Origin of the sequence: Streptomyces sp. 1331.2, assembly GCF_900199205.1 — a bacterium.
In the GTDB taxonomy this organism is placed as follows: Bacteria; Actinomycetota; Actinomycetes; order Streptomycetales; family Streptomycetaceae; genus Kitasatospora.
This window is the reverse complement of record NZ_OBMJ01000001.1, coordinates 4,677,788-4,695,258: the sequence shown is the minus strand read 5'-3', so window position 1 is coordinate 4,695,258 and position 17,471 is coordinate 4,677,788. Positions and strand designations below refer to the sequence as shown.

At 69.3% G+C, this 17,471-nt stretch carries 10 protein-coding genes and 3 rRNA genes; 5 read left to right on the top strand and 8 right to left on the bottom strand.

Annotation, left to right across the window (positions count from 1 at the left end):
• Positions 1-9: 9 nt before the first annotated feature.
• Genes CRP52_RS20150 through mtrA form a run of 3 tightly spaced genes read right to left on the bottom strand, consistent with a single transcriptional unit; the run spans position 10 to position 4,664 of the window.
• Positions 10-1,905, bottom strand: a complete 1,896-nt coding sequence (locus tag CRP52_RS20150; protein ID WP_143685788.1) for an LpqB family beta-propeller domain-containing protein — start codon at positions 1,903-1,905, stop codon at positions 10-12.
• The gene (mtrB, locus tag CRP52_RS20145; protein ID WP_218893104.1) at positions 1,880-3,985 is read right to left on the bottom strand and encodes an MtrAB system histidine kinase MtrB; all 2,106 of its coding nucleotides are present in this window, start codon (positions 3,983-3,985) and stop codon (positions 1,880-1,882) included. Before mtrB ends, CRP52_RS20150 begins: the two co-directional genes overlap by 26 nt.
• A 1-nt stretch (position 3,986) precedes the next feature.
• Positions 3,987-4,664, bottom strand: a complete 678-nt coding sequence (mtrA, locus tag CRP52_RS20140) for an MtrAB system response regulator MtrA (protein WP_030061806.1) — start codon at positions 4,662-4,664, stop codon at positions 3,987-3,989.
• A 288-nt stretch (positions 4,665-4,952) separates the two neighbouring features.
• On the opposite strand from mtrA, the gene CRP52_RS20135 reads away from it, so the two are divergent.
• From CRP52_RS20135 to CRP52_RS20115, 5 genes are read left to right on the top strand one after another with little or no spacing between them, the layout of a single operon-like run.
• Positions 4,953-6,131, top strand: a complete 1,179-nt coding sequence (locus CRP52_RS20135; RefSeq protein WP_097237673.1) for a glycerophosphoryl diester phosphodiesterase membrane domain-containing protein — start codon at positions 4,953-4,955, stop codon at positions 6,129-6,131.
• 5 nt (positions 6,132-6,136) lie between these two features.
• Positions 6,137-6,880 (top strand): DUF4129 domain-containing protein, encoded by a 744-nt coding sequence (locus tag CRP52_RS20130; RefSeq protein ID WP_097237672.1) that lies wholly within the window; start codon positions 6,137-6,139, stop codon positions 6,878-6,880.
• Positions 6,877-8,100 carry a DUF4350 domain-containing protein gene (locus CRP52_RS20125; protein ID WP_097237671.1) on the top strand — a complete coding sequence of 408 codons (1,224 nt, stop codon included), beginning with the start codon at positions 6,877-6,879 and terminating at the stop codon, positions 8,098-8,100. The genes CRP52_RS20130 and CRP52_RS20125 overlap by 4 nt, the downstream gene beginning before the upstream one ends.
• Entirely contained in the window at positions 8,097-9,110 is a 1,014-nt protein-coding gene (locus tag CRP52_RS20120) for an AAA family ATPase (protein ID WP_373560506.1), read from the top strand. The genes CRP52_RS20125 and CRP52_RS20120 overlap by 4 nt, the downstream gene beginning before the upstream one ends.
• A 60-nt stretch (positions 9,111-9,170) precedes the next feature.
• Positions 9,171-10,481, top strand: a complete 1,311-nt coding sequence (locus tag CRP52_RS20115) for a DUF58 domain-containing protein (protein ID WP_097237670.1) — start codon at positions 9,171-9,173, stop codon at positions 10,479-10,481.
• 29 nt (positions 10,482-10,510) lie between these two features.
• On the opposite strand, the gene CRP52_RS20110 is transcribed toward CRP52_RS20115, so the two are convergent.
• The 5 genes from CRP52_RS20110 to CRP52_RS20090 all read right to left on the bottom strand — a co-directional run bounded on the left by CRP52_RS20110 (position 10,511) and on the right by CRP52_RS20090 (position 17,377).
• Entirely contained in the window at positions 10,511-11,668 is a 1,158-nt protein-coding gene (locus tag CRP52_RS20110) for an RNA polymerase sigma factor (RefSeq protein WP_097237669.1), read from the bottom strand.
• Positions 11,669-11,676: 8 nt separating this feature from the next.
• Positions 11,677-12,084, bottom strand: a complete 408-nt coding sequence (locus CRP52_RS20105) for a YciI family protein (protein ID WP_097237668.1) — start codon at positions 12,082-12,084, stop codon at positions 11,677-11,679.
• Between the two features lie 182 nt (positions 12,085-12,266).
• Positions 12,267-12,382, bottom strand: a 5S ribosomal RNA gene (gene rrf / locus CRP52_RS20100).
• Positions 12,383-12,453: 71 nt separating this feature from the next.
• Positions 12,454-15,574: ribosomal RNA gene (locus CRP52_RS20095) — 23S ribosomal RNA — on the bottom strand.
• Between the two features lie 279 nt (positions 15,575-15,853).
• A 16S ribosomal RNA gene (locus tag CRP52_RS20090) occupies positions 15,854-17,377 on the bottom strand.
• Together the 16S, 23S and 5S rRNA genes form the textbook arrangement of a ribosomal RNA operon.
• Positions 17,378-17,471: the final 94 nt, after the last annotated feature.

Here is a 17,471-nt window from a genome sequence, read left to right as displayed (position 1 = left end):
AACGGTCCGTCAGCCCGCGTAGAAGAACAGCCGCGGCTTGTCGATCAACGGAGCTTCCCGCCACTGGTTGTTGACCAGGCGGTAGGCCTTGAACTCGCTGGGCTTGCCGTCCGGCTGCTTGACCTCCGCCATCGCGAGCACCGGCGGCGCCTGGGTCAGGCTGTCCCCCCGGGACTCGGAAGCCGCGACGGTGGTCATGCTCTCGGCGCTCTGCAGCTGCGTGTCCGTGCTCTGCGAGCCGTCGGTGCTGATGAAGTAGAGCTGCTGGGTCCGGTCGGCCTCCTTGCCGAGCACCAGCAGTTGGTCGGTCTCCCCCCAGGACACCGAGGCGACGTCGGTGAGCGTGGGGGCCGCCCGGCGCAGCCCGGTGATCTTGACGGTCGGGGCCTGCGGGGTGCCGCCGTGGACCACCAGGCCGAACATCAGCGAGCGGATGGCCAGGCCCGGGGTCTTGACCACCAGGGCGACCCGGACGCCGTCCGAGGAGATCTTCAGCGCCTGCACGGTCTGTCCGGTCAGCCCCTCGACCGGCACGGTGTACGTCTTGTTGCCGCGCACCATGACCACCCGCTGGCCCTGCTGGTTGCGGTCGACCACCCAGAGGTCGCCGTGGCCGTCCCAGCTGGGCGAGGCGAAGCCGTCCTCCTTGTCTCCGGGCTTCGCCGGGGAGGTGAGCACCGGGTCGCCCAGGGTCACCGCGCCGCCCGACAGCGGCACCGAGTAGACCTGGTGGCCGTCGTCGCTGATCGCGGCGGCCTGGGAGCCGTCCCGGCTGACCGCGATGGTGCCCAGCGGCGGCTTGCTGTTGGACTGGGGCTTGCCGAGGATGCCGCGGACCGGGTCGCCGGGGCGCCCCTCGTCGGTCGCCACCAGGGAGCCGTCGGCGCGCTGGTAGTACTGCGTCGCGGGCGTGGGCCCGGCCAGGGCGCCGGGGCCGGTGGCCGGCACGTCGGTGCGGCTGGCGGTGCAGGCCCCGCGCAGTCCCTTCAGCTCCAGCCGCTCGACCTGGCCCTTGCCCTGGTCGGCGAGGGTGTAGAAGAGCTGGCTCGCCATCCGGCGGCAGGCCATCGGCTCGCTGACGTCCGCCCCGCCGAGCTGGACGTGGGCGACCCGGCTGTCGTCGATGGTCACCTTGTCGACCTTGGCGCCGCTCGGGAAGGCCGTCCGGACCACCGGCGAGAGCCAGGTCGACGGCCCGTCGACGAGCGCGCGGGCGGCTGAGGTCAGCGGGTCTATCCGGCGTCGCAGGTAGATCGGGTCGGCGACCAGCACCTCCTGGCCGGCGCTGCCGGAGACCACCCCGGACGGGTCGGGCGCGGTGTAGAAGAATCGTTCCACCTGCCGGAAGCTGTTCCGGAAGTTGGTCTCGTTCATGATCACGCCGGACGGCAGCTTGTCGATCCGCCACTCGCCGCCCTTCTCCCGGACGAAGGTGAACTCGGACGAGACGTTGTTGGCCTGCCCGGCCACCAGTTGGTACGAGTGCTTCTCGTCGACGTTGGCGACCAGCTGCCCGCGCACCGTCGTCGAGACCACGGTGTCCGCGTCGGTGATCTCCGGGCCGGGCAGGATGGTCGTGGACGAGAGCACCTGGATCCCGGCCTCCGGCTTCCAGCCCGCGGCGGCCGTCTCGGTCAGGTACTTGCGCGCGGTCTCGTACCCCTCGTCAGCCGTCACCGCGTCCAGGAACCCGGTCAGCAGCTCGCGCGGCTTGGCGCCCTTGCCGGGCGCCACCGGGTAGATCCTGGCCTGCAGGTTCTTGTCCGCCGAGCCCTGCGACAGCTCCACCTTGGTGATGCCGCCGGAGTCGGGCATGGCCGCGCAGCCGCTCGCCACCAGCGCGCCCAGCAGCGTGCCGGCCACCGCGAGCAGCCGCGGTTCAGTCCTGTTGCTGGTCCTTCGCACGCTGCGACCCCTCCAGGTCCGTCCCACCCGTCACGTCCGGCTCCGCCGTCCGCTGCGCCACCGACGGCCGTCCGGGCGTCGGGTCCACCATGACCTGGGCGCCGGTCACCGCGTAACCGGCCCCCGCCGTCCGCACGTCCGAGGGGTCCGAACGCGGCCCCACGGGCATCCGGTTGCGACCGAGGCCGGGGCCGATGTTCAGCACCCCGCCGAGCCCGCTGCCGAGGCCGCTGCCCGCCGCCTCCGGCGTCTCCGCCTGGTCCTCGGCGGCGGTCAGCGCCGTCGAGCCGGTCGGGCTGATCGCCCGCCGGTACGGCGTGCCGTACGTGCCCAGGCCGCGGTTGTTGCGGGAGTCCTCCGGCTCCAGCCGGAACGGCGCCCGGGAGATCTCGCCGCCGCGGGTGCGCGGCAGGGTGAGCCGGAAGTGCGAGCCGCCGCCGGGCTCGCCCCAGGCCTGGAGCCAGCCGCCGTGCAGGTGGGCGTCCTCGACCGCGATGGACAGGCCCAGGCCGGTGCCGCCGGTGGTCCGCACCCGGGACGGGTCGGCCCGCCAGAAGCGGTGGAACACCCGGGACGCCTCGCCCGGCTTGAGGCCGATGCCGTAGTCGCGCACGCCGACCGCGACCGCGCCGTCCGCCGAGCCCAGCCGGACCACCACGTCGCGGCCCTCGCCGTGCTCCAGCGCGTTGACCACCAGGTTGCGCAGGATGCGCTCGATCCGGCGGGAGTCCACCTCGGCCAGCACCGGCTCGCCGTCACCGCGGATCACGATCGCGCTGCCCTTGGCCTCGGCCAGCGGCTCGGCGGCCTCCACCACCCGGCCGACGATCTCCCGCAGGTCGACCGGCTCGGCGTCCAGGATCGCGGCGCCGGCGTCGAAGCGGCTGATCTCCAGCAGGTCGGCGAGCAGCGACTCGAAGCGGTCCAGCTGGCCCTGCAGCAGCTCCGCCGAGCGGGCCGCCATCGGGTCCAGGTCCTCGCGGCTGTCGTAGATCAGGTCGGCGGCCATCCGGACCGTGGTCAGCGGGGTGCGCAGCTCGTGCGAGACGTCCGAGACGAAGCGCCGCTGCACCCGGGACAGCTCCTCCAGCTGGCGGATCTGCGCCTGCAGGGCGTTGGCCATCCGGTTGAACGACTCCCCGAGGCGGGCGATGTCGTCCGTCCCGGTCACCTTCATCCGCTCTTCCAGGTGCCCGTCGGCGAGCCGCTCGGAGATCCCGGCGGCCATCCGGACCGGGGTGACCACCTGGCGCACCACGACCCAGGCGATGCCGCCCATCAGGATCACCACGAACACGCCGGCGGTCGCCAGGGTGCCGGTGATCAGGTTGAGGGTGTCGGTCTCCTGGCCGAAGGAGAACACGTAGAACATCTGGTAGCTGTTCCCGGCCGGGCCGATGAACTGCATGCCGAGGGCCAGCCCGGGCTCGGACTTCCCGCCGCTCTCGGGCGAACGGTGGATCCGGGTGGGCTGGTCGAACATCTGGCCGGGCTCGGCGATGAGCTTGGCCCGCAGGGTGTCCGGGATGCTGCTGGGCTGGATGTCGCCGGAGTAGCGCGGCGCGAAGCCGGCGGTGTCCGGGACGACGGCGCCGGTGCCGGGGGCCATCGCGATCACCGAGTAGACGGTCTGCCCGCTCCCGGCCAGGTCGTTGACCTGCCGCAGCAGCCAGGTGCCGGGCTCGTCGACGGTCGGGTCGGCCGTGCCGCGCAGCTTCTGGTCCCGGGCCTCGTCGATCTTCTTCTGCTCGACCTGGAAACCGATCCTGGCCTGGGCGCGGGCGCCGTCCATCTTGGTGCCGAGCAGGCCGGTGCGCACCTGCGCCACCACGACCACGCCCAGCACCAGGACCACCACGACGGACGCCAGCAGCGACACCGCGACCACGCGCAGCTGGATCGACCGGCGGTACAGCGTGGCCACCCGGTGCGTGGGGCGGCGCAGCTGACGCTTCACCAGCGCGACCAGGCCGGAGGACACGCGCCGACGGCGGGTGGTCGAACTCAGCACGTCCCCGCGCACGGCCCCGGCCCCGTCGGTCGAGGAACCCGACGGGGTGTCGTCAGCCCGCTCCGTCACGTCAGCTGGGTCCGGCCTTGTAGCCGACGCCGCGGACGGTCACCACGATCTCGGGGCGCTCCGGGTCCTTCTCGATCTTGGAGCGGAGACGCTGGACGTGGACGTTGACCAGACGGGTGTCCGCCGCGTGCCGGTAGCCCCAGACCTGCTCCAGCAGCACCTCGCGGGTGAACACCTGCCAGGGCTTGCGGGCCAGCGCGACCAGCAGGTCGAACTCCAGCGGGGTCAGCGGGATGCCCCGGCCGTCCCGCTTCACCGAGTGGCCGGCCACGTCGATCACCAGGTCGCCGATGGTCAGCTGCTCGGGCGTCGGCTCCTCGGCGCGGCGCAGCCGGGCGCGCACCCGGGCCACCAGCTCCTTGGGCTTGAACGGCTTGGTGACGTAGTCGTCCGCACCCGACTCCAGGCCCACCACGACGTCGACCGTGTCGGTCTTCGCGGTCAGCATGACGATCGGGATGCCGGACTCCGCCCGGATCTGCCGACACACGTCGATGCCGTCCCGCCCGGGCAGCATCAGGTCGAGCAGGACCAGGTCCGGCTTGGTCTCCCGGAAGGCGGCTAGTGCCTTGTCCCCATCCGCGACGAAAAACGGCTCAAAACCCTCACCACGCAGCACGATGCCGAGCATCTCGGCCAGTGCGGAGTCGTCATCAACGACGAGGACGCGTCCCTTCATGCGTCCATCCTCTCATTACCGGATTGTGACCTGCCGCACAGCAGTGCCAATGCTCCAGAACGGCCAACTCCCTCCACCGCTCAATTCCGGCCATACCGGGCGAATGAACCCCGCCGAAGCGCCGCCGAACCGTCCGGAAGCCGCCGCCCGACCCTCCGTGACCCCGCGCTGTCGATCAACGACCGGATCGCCATGGGGCCTCCTCCTGCCCCATGGCACGATGGGCGCTGCGCGCGGGCGGAAGATCCGCCCGGAGCCGCGCCCATGCCGCCCCTCCGAGGAGCAGTGATGACCGACACTCCGGGCTGGGCCTCGCCCGGCTCGTCCGAGCAGCCCCGCGACGGCGTCCGGCCCCCGGCCGACGCGCCCGCCGCCGTGCCCGGGCCGTCGGCACCACCGCAGACCACTCCCGGCTGGGACGGCCAGTACGGACAGTCCCAGCACGGCCGGCCCCAGTGGGGGCAACAGCCCCCCGGCGGCCACCGCCCGTACGGCTGGGGCGCCCCGCAGAGCCCCAGGCCCGGCGTCATCCCGCTGCGCCCGCTCGGCATCGGCGAGCTGCTCGACGGTGCCGTCACCACCGTCCGCCGGCACTGGCGGACGGTGCTGGCGCTCTCCCTCGGCATCGCCGTGGTCGCCCAGGCCGGGACCGTCCTGGTGGACCTCCTGGTCAGGGGCAGGACCGGCGCCGCCACCCAGACCCTGCGGCTGCTGGCCGCCATGCCGCTGCAACTGCTGCTCGACGTGCTCGCCGCCGCCCTGCTCACCATCGTGGTCAGTCGCGCCGTGCTCGGCCGGTCCGCGAGCGCCGGCGAGGCCTGGCGCGACGCCCGGCCCCGACTGCTGCAGCTGCTCGGGCTCACCGTGCTCACCGTCCTGATGGGCCCCGGGGTGGCCCTGCTCGGCTTCGCCCCGCTCGTCGGCTACCGCTTCGGCGGCGCCAACGAGCCCGCGACCGCGGGGCTGCTGTTCCTCGTCGGCCTGCTGACCCTGCCGGTCGCCGCCTGGCTGTGGATCCGCTACAGCCTGGCCGCCCCCGCCCTGATGCTGGAGAAGCAGGGCGTGACGACGGCCCTGTCGCGCTCCCGGCGCCTGGTGCGCGGTTCCTGGTGGCGGGTCTTCGGCATCGTGCTGCTGGGCAAGCTGCTGTCGGTGGTCGTCGCCGTGGTCATCGCGGTCCCGTTCCGCTTCGTCGGCCTGCTGCTGGGCTTCGACAGCCTGAACCGCCAGGGCTTCGCCGACACGACCCAGCAGACCGCCGCAATGGTGGTCGTCATGGCGATCGCCGGGATCATCGCCGGCACCCTGACCACCCCCTTCATGGCCGCCGTCGGCGTGCTGGTCTACGTCGACCAGCGGATCCGCCGCGAGGCCCTGGACATCGAGCTGGCCCGCGCCGCCGGCCTGCCCGAGTACGGTGACGCCGGCTGGAGCGAACAGAGCGACCAGACCCCGGCGAGGCGCTGAACCGGATGCCTACCTGGGGGGACAGGCTCCTCGCCGCGGGCGGCGCCCCGGTCACCGTCCCGCGTGATCCGGCGCGCGACGCCGCCCGCGACGAGCTGCTCAACGCCGAGTACCACAAGCACGACCCGTCGATCGTGCAGCGGGTCACGGACTGGTTCTACGACCGCATCTCCGACGCCCTCGGCAGCATCTCCGGCGAGGGCACCGACGGCACCACCGGCCTGGTGCTCTTCCTGGTCGTCGCGGTGCTGATCGGCGCCGCCCTCTGGTGGCGCCTCGGCGCACCCGCACGCGCGGCCCGCACCACCCTGGACGTGTACGGGACCGACGGCGTGCGCAGCGCCGCGCAGTACCGGGCCGACGCCGCCGGGCACGCCGCCGCCGGGCGCTGGGCCGAGGCCGTCCGCGAGCAGATGCGCGCCCTGATCCGGGGCCTGGAGGAGCGCACCCTGCTCGACTCCCGCCCCGGCCGCACCGCCGACGAGGCCGCCGCCGAGGCCGGCCGGGCGCTGCCCGGGCACGCCGCCGCGCTGTCCGCGGCCGCCCGTACCTTCGACGACATCGCGTTCGGCGAGCGCACCGCGGACGAGGCCTCGTACCGGCTGCTGCACGAGCTCGACCGGACGCTGGAGCGGACCCGCCCGGTCCTCGCCGCGGCACCGACTTCGGCTCCGGCTACCGGGCCCGGTCCCGCCTCCGGTTCGGCGTCCGGCCCTGCCTCCGGTCCGGCTTCGGGAGGAGCGGCATGACCAGCACCGTCCCCGTACCACCGCCCGTGGCCGAGGCGCCCTCCTCCGCCGCCGGCCCGACCAGCCTCGCCCCCACCGGCCGCGGCTTGTGGCGCCGCGCCCGCTGGTACCTGGCCTTCCTCGCCGCCCTCCTGGTCGCCGCCACCGCCGTGGCCGCCCTCGGCCAGGACCACACCTACCCGCCGCTCGACCCCCGCTCCTACGACCGCGACGGGGCCCACGCCGTCGTCGCCCTGCTCGAAAAGCAGGGCGTCAAGGCCGAGTTCACCACCGACCCGGCCCGGAGCCCGGCCGCCCCCGACACCCTCGTGCTGCCCGAGCCCGACCTGCTCGGTCCCGCCCAGCTGCGCGCCGTCGTGGCCGCCCGGCACCGGCGGCTGATCCTGATCGCCCCCGGCCCGGACGCCCTCAGCGCGCTGGCCCCCGGCATCCGGCTGTCCGAGGACGACGGCGGCCTGCCGTACGCCACCGTCCGCAGCACTCCGGCGGACTGCGCCGTCGCCGAGGCCGTCCGGGCCGGCAGCGCCCACCTGGGCGGCACGCTCTACACCAGCGGCAGCCGCGGCGACGGCTGCTACCCGCGCGGCCACGGCTACCCCCTGGTCCGCACCCCCGTCGGCGACGGCGACGTCATCGTGCTCGGCAGCGGCGCCTTCCTCCGGAACGAGCAGCTCGCCCAGGACGGCGACGCCGCGCTCGCGCTCGGCCTGCTCGGCTCGCAGCCCCGCCTCACCTGGCACCTGCCCGACTACTCCGCCCCGCTCGCCGAGGCCGTCCGTCCCAAGACCTTCACCGACTTCATCCCGAGCGGCTGGCACTGGGCCGGCTACCAACTCGCCGTCGCCGCCGTCCTCGCCGCCCTCTGGCGGGGCCGCCGGCTCGGCCCGGTGGTGGGCGAGGACCTGCCCGTGGTGGTCCGCGCCTCCGAGACCACCGAGGGCCGCGCCCGCCTCTACCGGCGCGCCAAGGCCCGCGGCCGGGCCGCCGAAGCCCTGCGCCGCGCCGCTGCCCACCGGCTCGCCCCCGCCCTCGGCGTCCCGCTCAGGGCCGGCGCGCCCGACCCCGAAGCCCTGTGCGCGGCCGCGGCCGCCCGCCTCCCCGAACAGCCCGCAGGGGACGTCCGGGCCCTGCTGTACGGCCCGCCCCCGACCGACGACGCCGCGCTGCTGCGGCTCGCCGACGACCTCGACGCCCTCGAAAGGCAGGTACGGAACCCGTGACCGACCAGGCAACCGCCCAGCTCCGCTCCGTCCCCGGCACGGCACCCGCTACCCCCGGCACCACCGACCCGCGGGCGGCGCTGACCGCCCTGCGCGCCGAGATCGGCAAGGCCGTGGTCGGCCAGGACGCCGCCGTCACCGGCCTGGTGGTCGCACTCCTCTGCGGCGGCCACGTCCTGCTGGAGGGCGTCCCCGGCGTCGCCAAGACCCTGCTGATCCGCACCCTCTCCACCGCGCTCAGCCTGGAGACCAAGCGCATCCAGTTCACTCCCGACCTGATGCCCGGTGACGTCACCGGCTCGCTCGTCTACGACGCCCGCACCGCCGAGTTCTCCTTCCAGCCCGGCCCGGTCTTCACCAACCTGCTGCTCGCGGACGAGATCAACCGCACCCCGCCGAAGACCCAGGCCGCCCTCCTGGAGGCCATGGAGGAGCACCAGGTCACGGTGGACGGCGAGCCGCGCGCCCTGCCCGTGCCGTTCCTGGTCGCCGCGACGCAGAACCCGGTCGAGTACGAGGGCACCTACCCGCTGCCCGAGGCCCAGCTGGACCGCTTCCTGCTCAAGCTGATCCTGCCGCTGCCCGACCGCGACCAGGAGTTCCAGGTCCTCTCCCGGCACGCCGCCGGCTTCGACCCCCGCGACCTCGCCGCGGCCGGCGTCCGCCCGGTCGCCGGGCCCGAGCACCTCGCCGCCGCCCGCGCGCAGATCGCCAAGCTGACCGTCTCCCCCGAGGTGCTCGCGTACATCGTCGACCTCTGCCGGGCCACCCGGCAGTCCCCGTCGCTGTCCATCGGCGTCTCCCCGCGCGGTGCCACCGCCCTGCTCGCCGCCTCGCGCGCCTGGGCCTGGCTGGCCGGCCGCGACTACGTCACCCCGGACGACGTCAAGGCGCTCGCCCTGCCCACCCTGCGGCACCGGGTCGCGCTGCGCGCCGAGGCCGAGATGGAGGGCGTCACCGCCGACTCCGTCATCCAGGCCGTCCTGGCCCAGACGCCCGCCCCCCGCTGACCCACCGTCCGTCGGCCCCTCATCCGTTCCGGTCGACGAGCCTCCGAAGGAGCGCACCGCATGGCCCTCACCGGGCGAACCGCCCTGCTCGCCTCAATCGGCGCGCTCGTCGTGGGCCTGCTGCTGCCGTCGGCGGCCGGGATCCTGCTGGTCACCGGCGCGGTCCTGCTCGCCGCTGCGGTCGACCTGGCGCTCGCCGCGCCCGTCCGAAGCCTGCACTTCGGGCGGGGTGGTGACACCACCGTCCGGCTCGGCGAGCCCGCCACCGTCGAACTCACCGTCACCAACCCGTCCGGGCGGCCCCTCCGGGCGCTGATCCGTGACGCCTGGGCCCCGTCCGCCTGGCGCCCCGGCACCGCCGAGGCCGCCTCTCGGCACACCCTGGCCGTCCCCGGCGGCGAACGACGCCGGGCGGTCACCGTGCTCACCCCGACCCGCCGCGGCGACCACCGGTCCCACCGGGTGACGGTCCGTTCGCTCGGCCCGCTCGGCCTGGCCGCCCGCCAGGGCTCCCACCTGGTCCCGTGGACGGTCCGCGCGCTGCCCCCGTTCGCCAGCCGCAAGCACCTGCCCTCCCGGCTCGCCCGACTGCGCGAACTCGACGGCCGCACCTCGGTGTTGACCCGCGGGCAGGGCACCGAGTTCGACTCGCTGCGCGAGTACCTGCCCGGTGACGACGTCCGCTCCATCGACTGGCGCGCCAGCGCCCGCCGCAACACCGTGGCCATCCGTACCTGGCGCCCCGAACGCGACCGGCACATCCTCCTCGTCCTCGACACCGGCCGCACCTCGGCCGGCCGCGTCGGTGACGCCCCCCGCCTGGACGCCTCCCTCGACGCCGCCCTGCTGCTGACCGCCCTGGCCACCCGGGCCGGCGACCGCGTCGACCTGCTCGCCCACGACGCCCGCCAGCGCACCGCCGTGGCCGGCTGCTCGGCCCACGAGGTGCTGCCCGCCTTCACCGACGCGATGGCCGACCTGGAGCCCGCGCTGCACGAGACCGACATGCGCTCGCTGGTCTCCACGGCCCTCAGGATGGCGCCGCACCGCTCGCTGATCGTCCTGCTCACCGGCCTCGACGCCGCACCCGTCGAGGACGGCCTGCGCCCGCTGCTGCCGCTGCTCACCAAGCGCCACGAGGTCGTCCTCGCCTCCGTCGCGGACCCGCGGCTGGACGCCCTCGCCGCCGGCCGCGGCACCCTGGACGCCGTCTACGGCGCCGCAGCCGCCGAGCAGACCCGCGCCGACCGCCGCGCCACCGCTGAGCGCCTCACCCGCCACGGCGTCACCGTTCTCGACGTCCCGCCCGCGCAGATCGCGCCGGCCCTGGCCGACACCTACCTCGCCCTGAAGGCAGCCGGCCGCCTCTGACCGGGCGCGCCCCTCGGCGCCGCCAACCGTCAGAGCCGCCGACGGGCCTTCAACTCGGCGTTGAGCCGGGCCGCCTGACGCGTCAGATAGTCGCGCTCGGCGAGGTTGGGCGCCCGGTGCGCCGCCTCGGAATACAGCCGCGCCGCCGTCTCCGGGTCGCCGTCACGCTCGTGCAGGTACGCCGCCACCGCGGTACGACGGGGCAGCGCCTCGTCCACTTCGGCGAGCGCCGCCAGCCCGGCGCGCGGCCCGTCCGCCTCCCCGACGGCCACCGCGCGGTTCAGCCGGACGACCGGACTGCCGGTCAGGCGCACGAGTTCGTCGTACCACTCGACGATCTGCACCCAGTCCGTCTCCTCGGCCGTCGGAGCGTCGGCGTGCAGCGCCGCGATCGCGGCCTGGGCCTGGAACTCGCCCAGCCGGTCCCGGGCGAGGGCAGCCTGCAGGATCTCGACGCCCTCGGCGATCAGCCCGGTGTCCCACGTCCTGCGATCCTGCTCGGCGAGCGGCACCAGGCTGCCGTCGACAGCGGTCCTGCCCGCCCGTCGGGCGTGGTGCAGCAGCATGAGCGCGAGTAGCCCCGCCACCTCGGGGTGGTCGATCACGGCCGCCAGCTGCCGGGTGAGCCGGATGGCCTCGGCGGCGAGGTCGACGTCCCCGGAGTACCCCTCGTTGAAGACCAGGTAGAGGACGCGCAGCACGGTCGCGATGTCGCCCGGCTGGTCGAACCGCACACCGGAGACGGTGCGCTTGGCCCGGCTGATCCGCTGGGCCATGGTCGCCTCGGGGACCAGGTACGCCTCGGCGATCTGGCGGGTGGTCAGCCCTCCCACCGCCCGCAGGGTGAGCGCGACCGCCGACGACGGGGTCAACGACGGGTGGGCACACAGGAAGTAGAGCTGGAGGGTGTCGTCCACCCCGACCACGGGCCCCGTCACCGGTTCCTGGTCGACGACCTCCTCACGCCGACGGCGGGCGGTGTCCGCCCTGGCCGCGTCGAGGAACTTGCGCCACGCCACGGTGACCAGCCAGCCCTTCGCGTCCCGCGGAGGGTCGGCCGGCCAAACGCGAACCGCCTCCACCAGAGCGTCCTGTACGGCGTCCTCGGCCGCCGCGAAGTCTGCTCCGCGGCGGACGAGGATCCCGAGCACGCCCGGTGTGAGGCTCCGGAGAAGAGCCTCGTTCATCGGGGAGCTCACTCCGTGATGGTGGGCGGCGCGGCCAGGAACGGACGCACCTCCAGCCACTCGTGGATCGGCTTCCCGCCCGCCCCGGGAGCGGCCGACAACTCCCCGGCCAGCTCAAGGGCGCGCTCGCGACTGTCGACGTCGATCACCATCCAGCCGGCGATCAGGTCCTTGGTCTCGGCGAACGGACCGTCGGTGACCGGCGGACGTCCCTCGCCGTCGTAACGCACCCACATCCCCTCGGGGGCCAGCGCCTGGGCGTCGACGAACTCGCCGGTCTTCTCCAGTCGGGCCGCGAAGTCCTGCATGTAGCGGATGTGCGCGGAGATCTCCTCCGGCGTCCACTGGTCCATCGGCACGCAGTTGACCGCGTCCGGGGCGCCTCGGTAGTGCTTGAGCAGCAGGTACTTGGCCATCGTGCTTCTCCCTCGATGCTGGTGCGACCCATTGTGGCCGCGTTCCACCCCGGGGACGGAGCCGGCCACGGGTTCTCGACACCATCGACCAAGATTTTTTGGAAGACTTCGACCTGAACATACGGCCCGGAAATGCGAAGAACCCCCATCCGGGATCCGGATGGGGGTTCTTCAGAAGAATTGTTCGGCGGCGTCCTACTCTCCCACAGGGTCCCCCTGCAGTACCATCGGCGCTGTGAGGCTTAGCTTCCGGGTTCGGAATGTAACCGGGCGTTTCCCTCACGCTATGACCACCGAAACACTATGAAACTGTCGACCCGCCGGCAGGGCGGTCGTTGTTTCAGAACAACACAGTGGACGCGAGCAACTGAGGACAAGCCCTCGGCCTATTAGTACCGGTCAACTCCACCCCTCACAGGGCTTCCATATCCGGCCTATCAACCCAGTCGTCTACTGGGAGCCTTACCCTCTCAAGGAGGTGGGAGTGCTCATCTCGAAGCAGGCTTCCCGCTTAGATGCTTTCAGCGGTTATCCCTCCCGAACGTAGCCAACCAGCCATGCCCTTGGCAGGACAACTGGCACACCAGAGGTTCGTCCGTCCCGGTCCTCTCGTACTAGGGACAGCCCTTCTCAACACTCCTACGCGCACAGCGGATAGGGACCGAACTGTCTCACGACGTTCTAAACCCAGCTCGCGTACCGCTTTAATGGGCGAACAGCCCAACCCTTGGGACCTACTCCAGCCCCAGGATGCGACGAGCCGACATCGAGGTGCCAAACCATCCCGTCGATATGGACTCTTGGGGAAGATCAGCCTGTTATCCCCGGGGTACCTTTTATCCGTTGAGCGACGGCGCTTCCACAAGCCACCGCCGGATCACTAGTCCCTACTTTCGTACCTGCTCGACCCGTCAGTCTCACAGTCAAGCTCCCTTGTGCACTTACACTCAACACCTGATTGCCAACCAGGCTGAGGGAACCTTTGGGCGCCTCCGTTACCCTTTAGGAGGCAACCGCCCCAGTTAAACTACCCACCAGACACTGTCCCTGATCCGGATCACGGACCCAGGTTAGACATCCAGCACGACCAGAGTGGTATTTCAACGACGACTCCACAACAACTGGCGTTGCCGCTTCAAAGTCTCCCACCTATCCTACACAAGCCGAACCGAACACCAATATCAAGCTATAGTAAAGGTCCCGGGGTCTTTCCGTCCTGCTGCGCGAAACGAGCATCTTTACTCGTAATGCAATTTCACCGGGCCTATGGTTGAGACAGTCGAGAAGTCGTTACGCCATTCGTGCAGGTCGGAACTTACCCGACAAGGAATTTCGCTACCTTAGGATGGTTATAGTTACCACCGCCGTTTACTGGCGCTTAAGTTCTCAGCTTCGCCCCACCGAAATGGAGCTAACCGGTCCCCTTAACGTTCCAGCACCGGGCAGGCGTCAGTCCGTATACATCGCCTTACGGCTTCGCACGGACCTGTGTTTTTAGTAAACAGTCGCTTCTCGCTGGTCTCTGCGGCCACCCCCAGCTCAAGGCGCAAGGCCCGTCACCAGGAATGGCCCCCCTTCTCCCGAAGTTACGGGGGCATTTTGCCGAGTTCCTTAACCATAGTTCACCCGAACGCCTCGGTATTCTCTACCTGACCACCTGAGTCGGTTTGGGGTACGGGCCGCCATGAAACTCGCTAGAGGCTTTTCTCGACAGCATAGGATCATCCACTTCACCACAATCGGCTCGGCATCAGGTCTCAGACTATGTGAACGGCGGATTTGCCTACCGTTCGTCCTACACCCTTACCCCGGGACAACCACCGCCCGGGCTGGACTACCTTCCTGCGTCACCCCATCGCTCACCTACTACCCCGTTGGGTCACCGGCTCCACCACGTCCCTTTGTCCGAAGACTCCGGGCCGGCTTCACGGGCTTAGCATCAAGAGGTTCAGCGTTGGCGCTTCAAAGCGGGTACGGGAATATCAACCCGTTGTCCATCGACTACGCCTGTCGGCCTCGCCTTAGGTCCCGACTTACCCTGGGCAGATCAGCTTGACCCAGGAACCCTTGGTCAATCGGCGCAAGAGTTTCCCACTCTTGTATCGCTACTCATGCCTGCATTCTCACTCGTATACCGTCCACGACTGGTTTCCACCGCCGCTTCACCCGGCACACGACGCTCCCCTACCCATCACAGCAGGCGTTGGCCCTCAATGCTGCAATGACACGACTTCGGTGATGTGCTTGAGCCCCGCTACATTGTCGGCGCGGAATCACTTGACCAGTGAGCTATTACGCACTCTTTCAAGGGTGGCTGCTTCTAAGCCAACCTCCTGGTTGTCTCTGCGACTCCACATCCTTTCCCACTTAGCACACGCTTAGGGACCTTAGTCGGTGTTCTGGGCTGTTTCCCTCTCGACCATGGAGCTTATCCCCCACAGTCTCACTGCCACGCTCTCACTTACCGGCATTCGGAGTTTGGCTAAGGTCAGTAACCCGGTAAGGCCCATCGCCTATCCAGTGCTCTACCTCCGGCAAGAAACACGTGACGCTGCACCTAAATGCATTTCGGGGAGAACCAGCTATCACGGAGTTTGATTGGCCTTTCACCCCTAACCACAGGTCATCCCCCAGGTTTTCAACCCTGGTGGGTTCGGTCCTCCACACGGTCTTACCCGCGCTTCAACCTGCCCATGGCTAGATCACTCCGCTTCGGGTCTTGGGCATGCAACTCAGACGCCCTATTCGGACTCGCTTTCGCTACGGCTACCCCACACGGGTTAACCTCGCTACACACCGCAAACTCGCAGGCTCATTCTTCAAAAGGCACGCAGTCACGGCCCACCAGCAAGCTGATGAACGACGCTCCCACGGCTTGTAGGCACACGGTTTCAGGTACTATTTCACTCCGCTCCCGCGGTACTTTTCACCATTCCCTCACGGTACTATCCGCTATCGGTCACCAGGGAATATTTAGGCTTAGCGGGTGGTCCCGCCAGATTCACACGGGATTTCTCGGGCCCCGTGCTACTTGGGAGATGAGCAAGCAAGCCGTACAGATTTCGTCTACGGGGGTCTTACCCTCTACGCCGGACCTTTCGCATGTCCTTCGACTACCCATACGGTTTCTGACTCGCCCAGCCGCCGGCAGACGACTGAAGCTCATTCCCACAACCCCGCAATGGCAACCCCTGCCGGGTCTCACACCAAAACGGTTTAGCCTCATCCAGTTTCGCTCGCCACTACTCCCGGAATCACGGTTGTTTTCTCTTCCTGCGGGTACTGAGATGTTTCACTTCCCCGCGTTCCCTCCACACTGCCTATGTGTTCAGCAGCGGGTGACAGCCCATGACGACTGCCGGGTTTCCCCATTCGGAAACCCCCGGATCAAAGCCTGGTTGACGGCTCCCCGGGGACTATCGTGGCCTCCCACGTCCTTCATCGGTTCCTGGTGCCAAGGCATCCACCGTGCGCCCTTAAAAACTTGGCCACAGATGCTCGCGTCCACTGTGCAGTTCTCAAACAACGACCAGTCACCCACCCTCAACAACCCGAACCGGGCTGCCTCAAGTGAGGCCGGCAACCACTGAGACAACGGTTACCCGTTCCCTCAGGACCCAACAACGTGCCCGACACACCCAGACCATGAATCTCTTCCACGCCGAAGCAGTACTAGGAAACATCGTCTGAACTGTGCCGAATAGTCAACGTTCCACCCATGAGCAACCGTGCAGGACATTCGCCTGCAACCGGCATATTTGCTCCTTAGAAAGGAGGTGATCCAGCCGCACCTTCCGGTACGGCTACCTTGTTACGACTTCGTCCCAATCGCTGGTCCCACCTTCGACGGCTCCTCCCCTTACGGGTTAGGCCACCGGCTTCGGGTGTTACCGACTTTCGTGACGTGACGGGCGGTGTGTACAAGGCCCGGGAACGTATTCACCGCAGCATGCTGATCTGCGATTACTAGCAACTCCAACTTCATGGGGTCGAGTTGCAGACCCCAATCCGAACTGAGGCCGGCTTTTTGGGATTCGCTCCGCCTCACGGCATCGCAGCCCTTTGTACCGACCATTGTAGCACGTGTGCAGCCCAAGACATAAGGGGCATGATGATTTGACGTCGTCCCCACCTTCCTCCGAGTTGACCCCGGCAGTCTCCTGTGAGTCCCCATCACCCCGAAAGGCATGCTGGCAACACAGAACAAGGGTTGCGCTCGTTGCGGGACTTAACCCAACATCTCACGACACGAGCTGACGACAACCATGCACCACCTGTATACCGACCACAAGGGGGCACCTGTCTCCAGGTGTTTCCGGCATATGTCAAGCCTTGGTAAGGTTCTTCGCGTTGCGTCGAATTAAGCCACATGCTCCGCTGCTTGTGCGGGCCCCCGTCAATTCCTTTGAGTTTTAGCCTTGCGGCCGTACTCCCCAGGCGGGGAACTTAATGCGTTAGCTGCGGCACCGACGACGTGGAATGTCGCCAACACCTAGTTCCCAACGTTTACGGCGTGGACTACCAGGGTATCTAATCCTGTTCGCTCCCCACGCTTTCGCTCCTCAGCGTCAGTAATGGCCCAGAGATCCGCCTTCGCCACCGGTGTTCCTCCTGATATCTGCGCATTTCACCGCTACACCAGGAATTCCGATCTCCCCTACCACACTCTAGCCTGCCCGTATCGAATGCAGACCCGGGGTTAAGCCCCGGGCTTTCACATCCGACGCGACAGGCCGCCTACGAGCTCTTTACGCCCAATAATTCCGGACAACGCTCGCACCCTACGTATTACCGCGGCTGCTGGCACGTAGTTAGCCGGTGCTTCTTCTGCAGGTACCGTCACTTGCGCTTCTTCCCTGCTGAAAGAGGTTTACAACCCGAAGGCCGTCATCCCTCACGCGGCGTCGCTGCATCAGGCTTTCGCCCATTGTGCAATATTCCCCACTGCTGCCTCCCGTAGGAGTCTGGGCCGTGTCTCAGTCCCAGTGTGGCCGGTCGCCCTCTCAGGCCGGCTACCCGTCGTCGCCTTGGTAGGCCATTACCCCACCAACAAGCTGATAGGCCGCGGGCTCATCCTGCACCGCCGGAGCTTTCCACCCGAGAGCATGCGCTCCCGGGTCATATCCGGTATTAGACCCCGTTTCCAGGGCTTGTCCCAGAGTGCAGGGCAGATTGCCCACGTGTTACTCACCCGTTCGCCACTGATCCACCCCGAAGGGCTTCACCGTTCGACTTGCATGTGTTAAGCACGCCGCCAGCGTTCGTCCTGAGCCAGGATCAAACTCTCCGTGAATGTCTACCCGTAATCGGGCGGCACTCGCGTTGAGCGGCACGGCAACCACCGGAATAGGGTGATCCCGCGCACTGCGTCCTCGCTAGTGTTATTT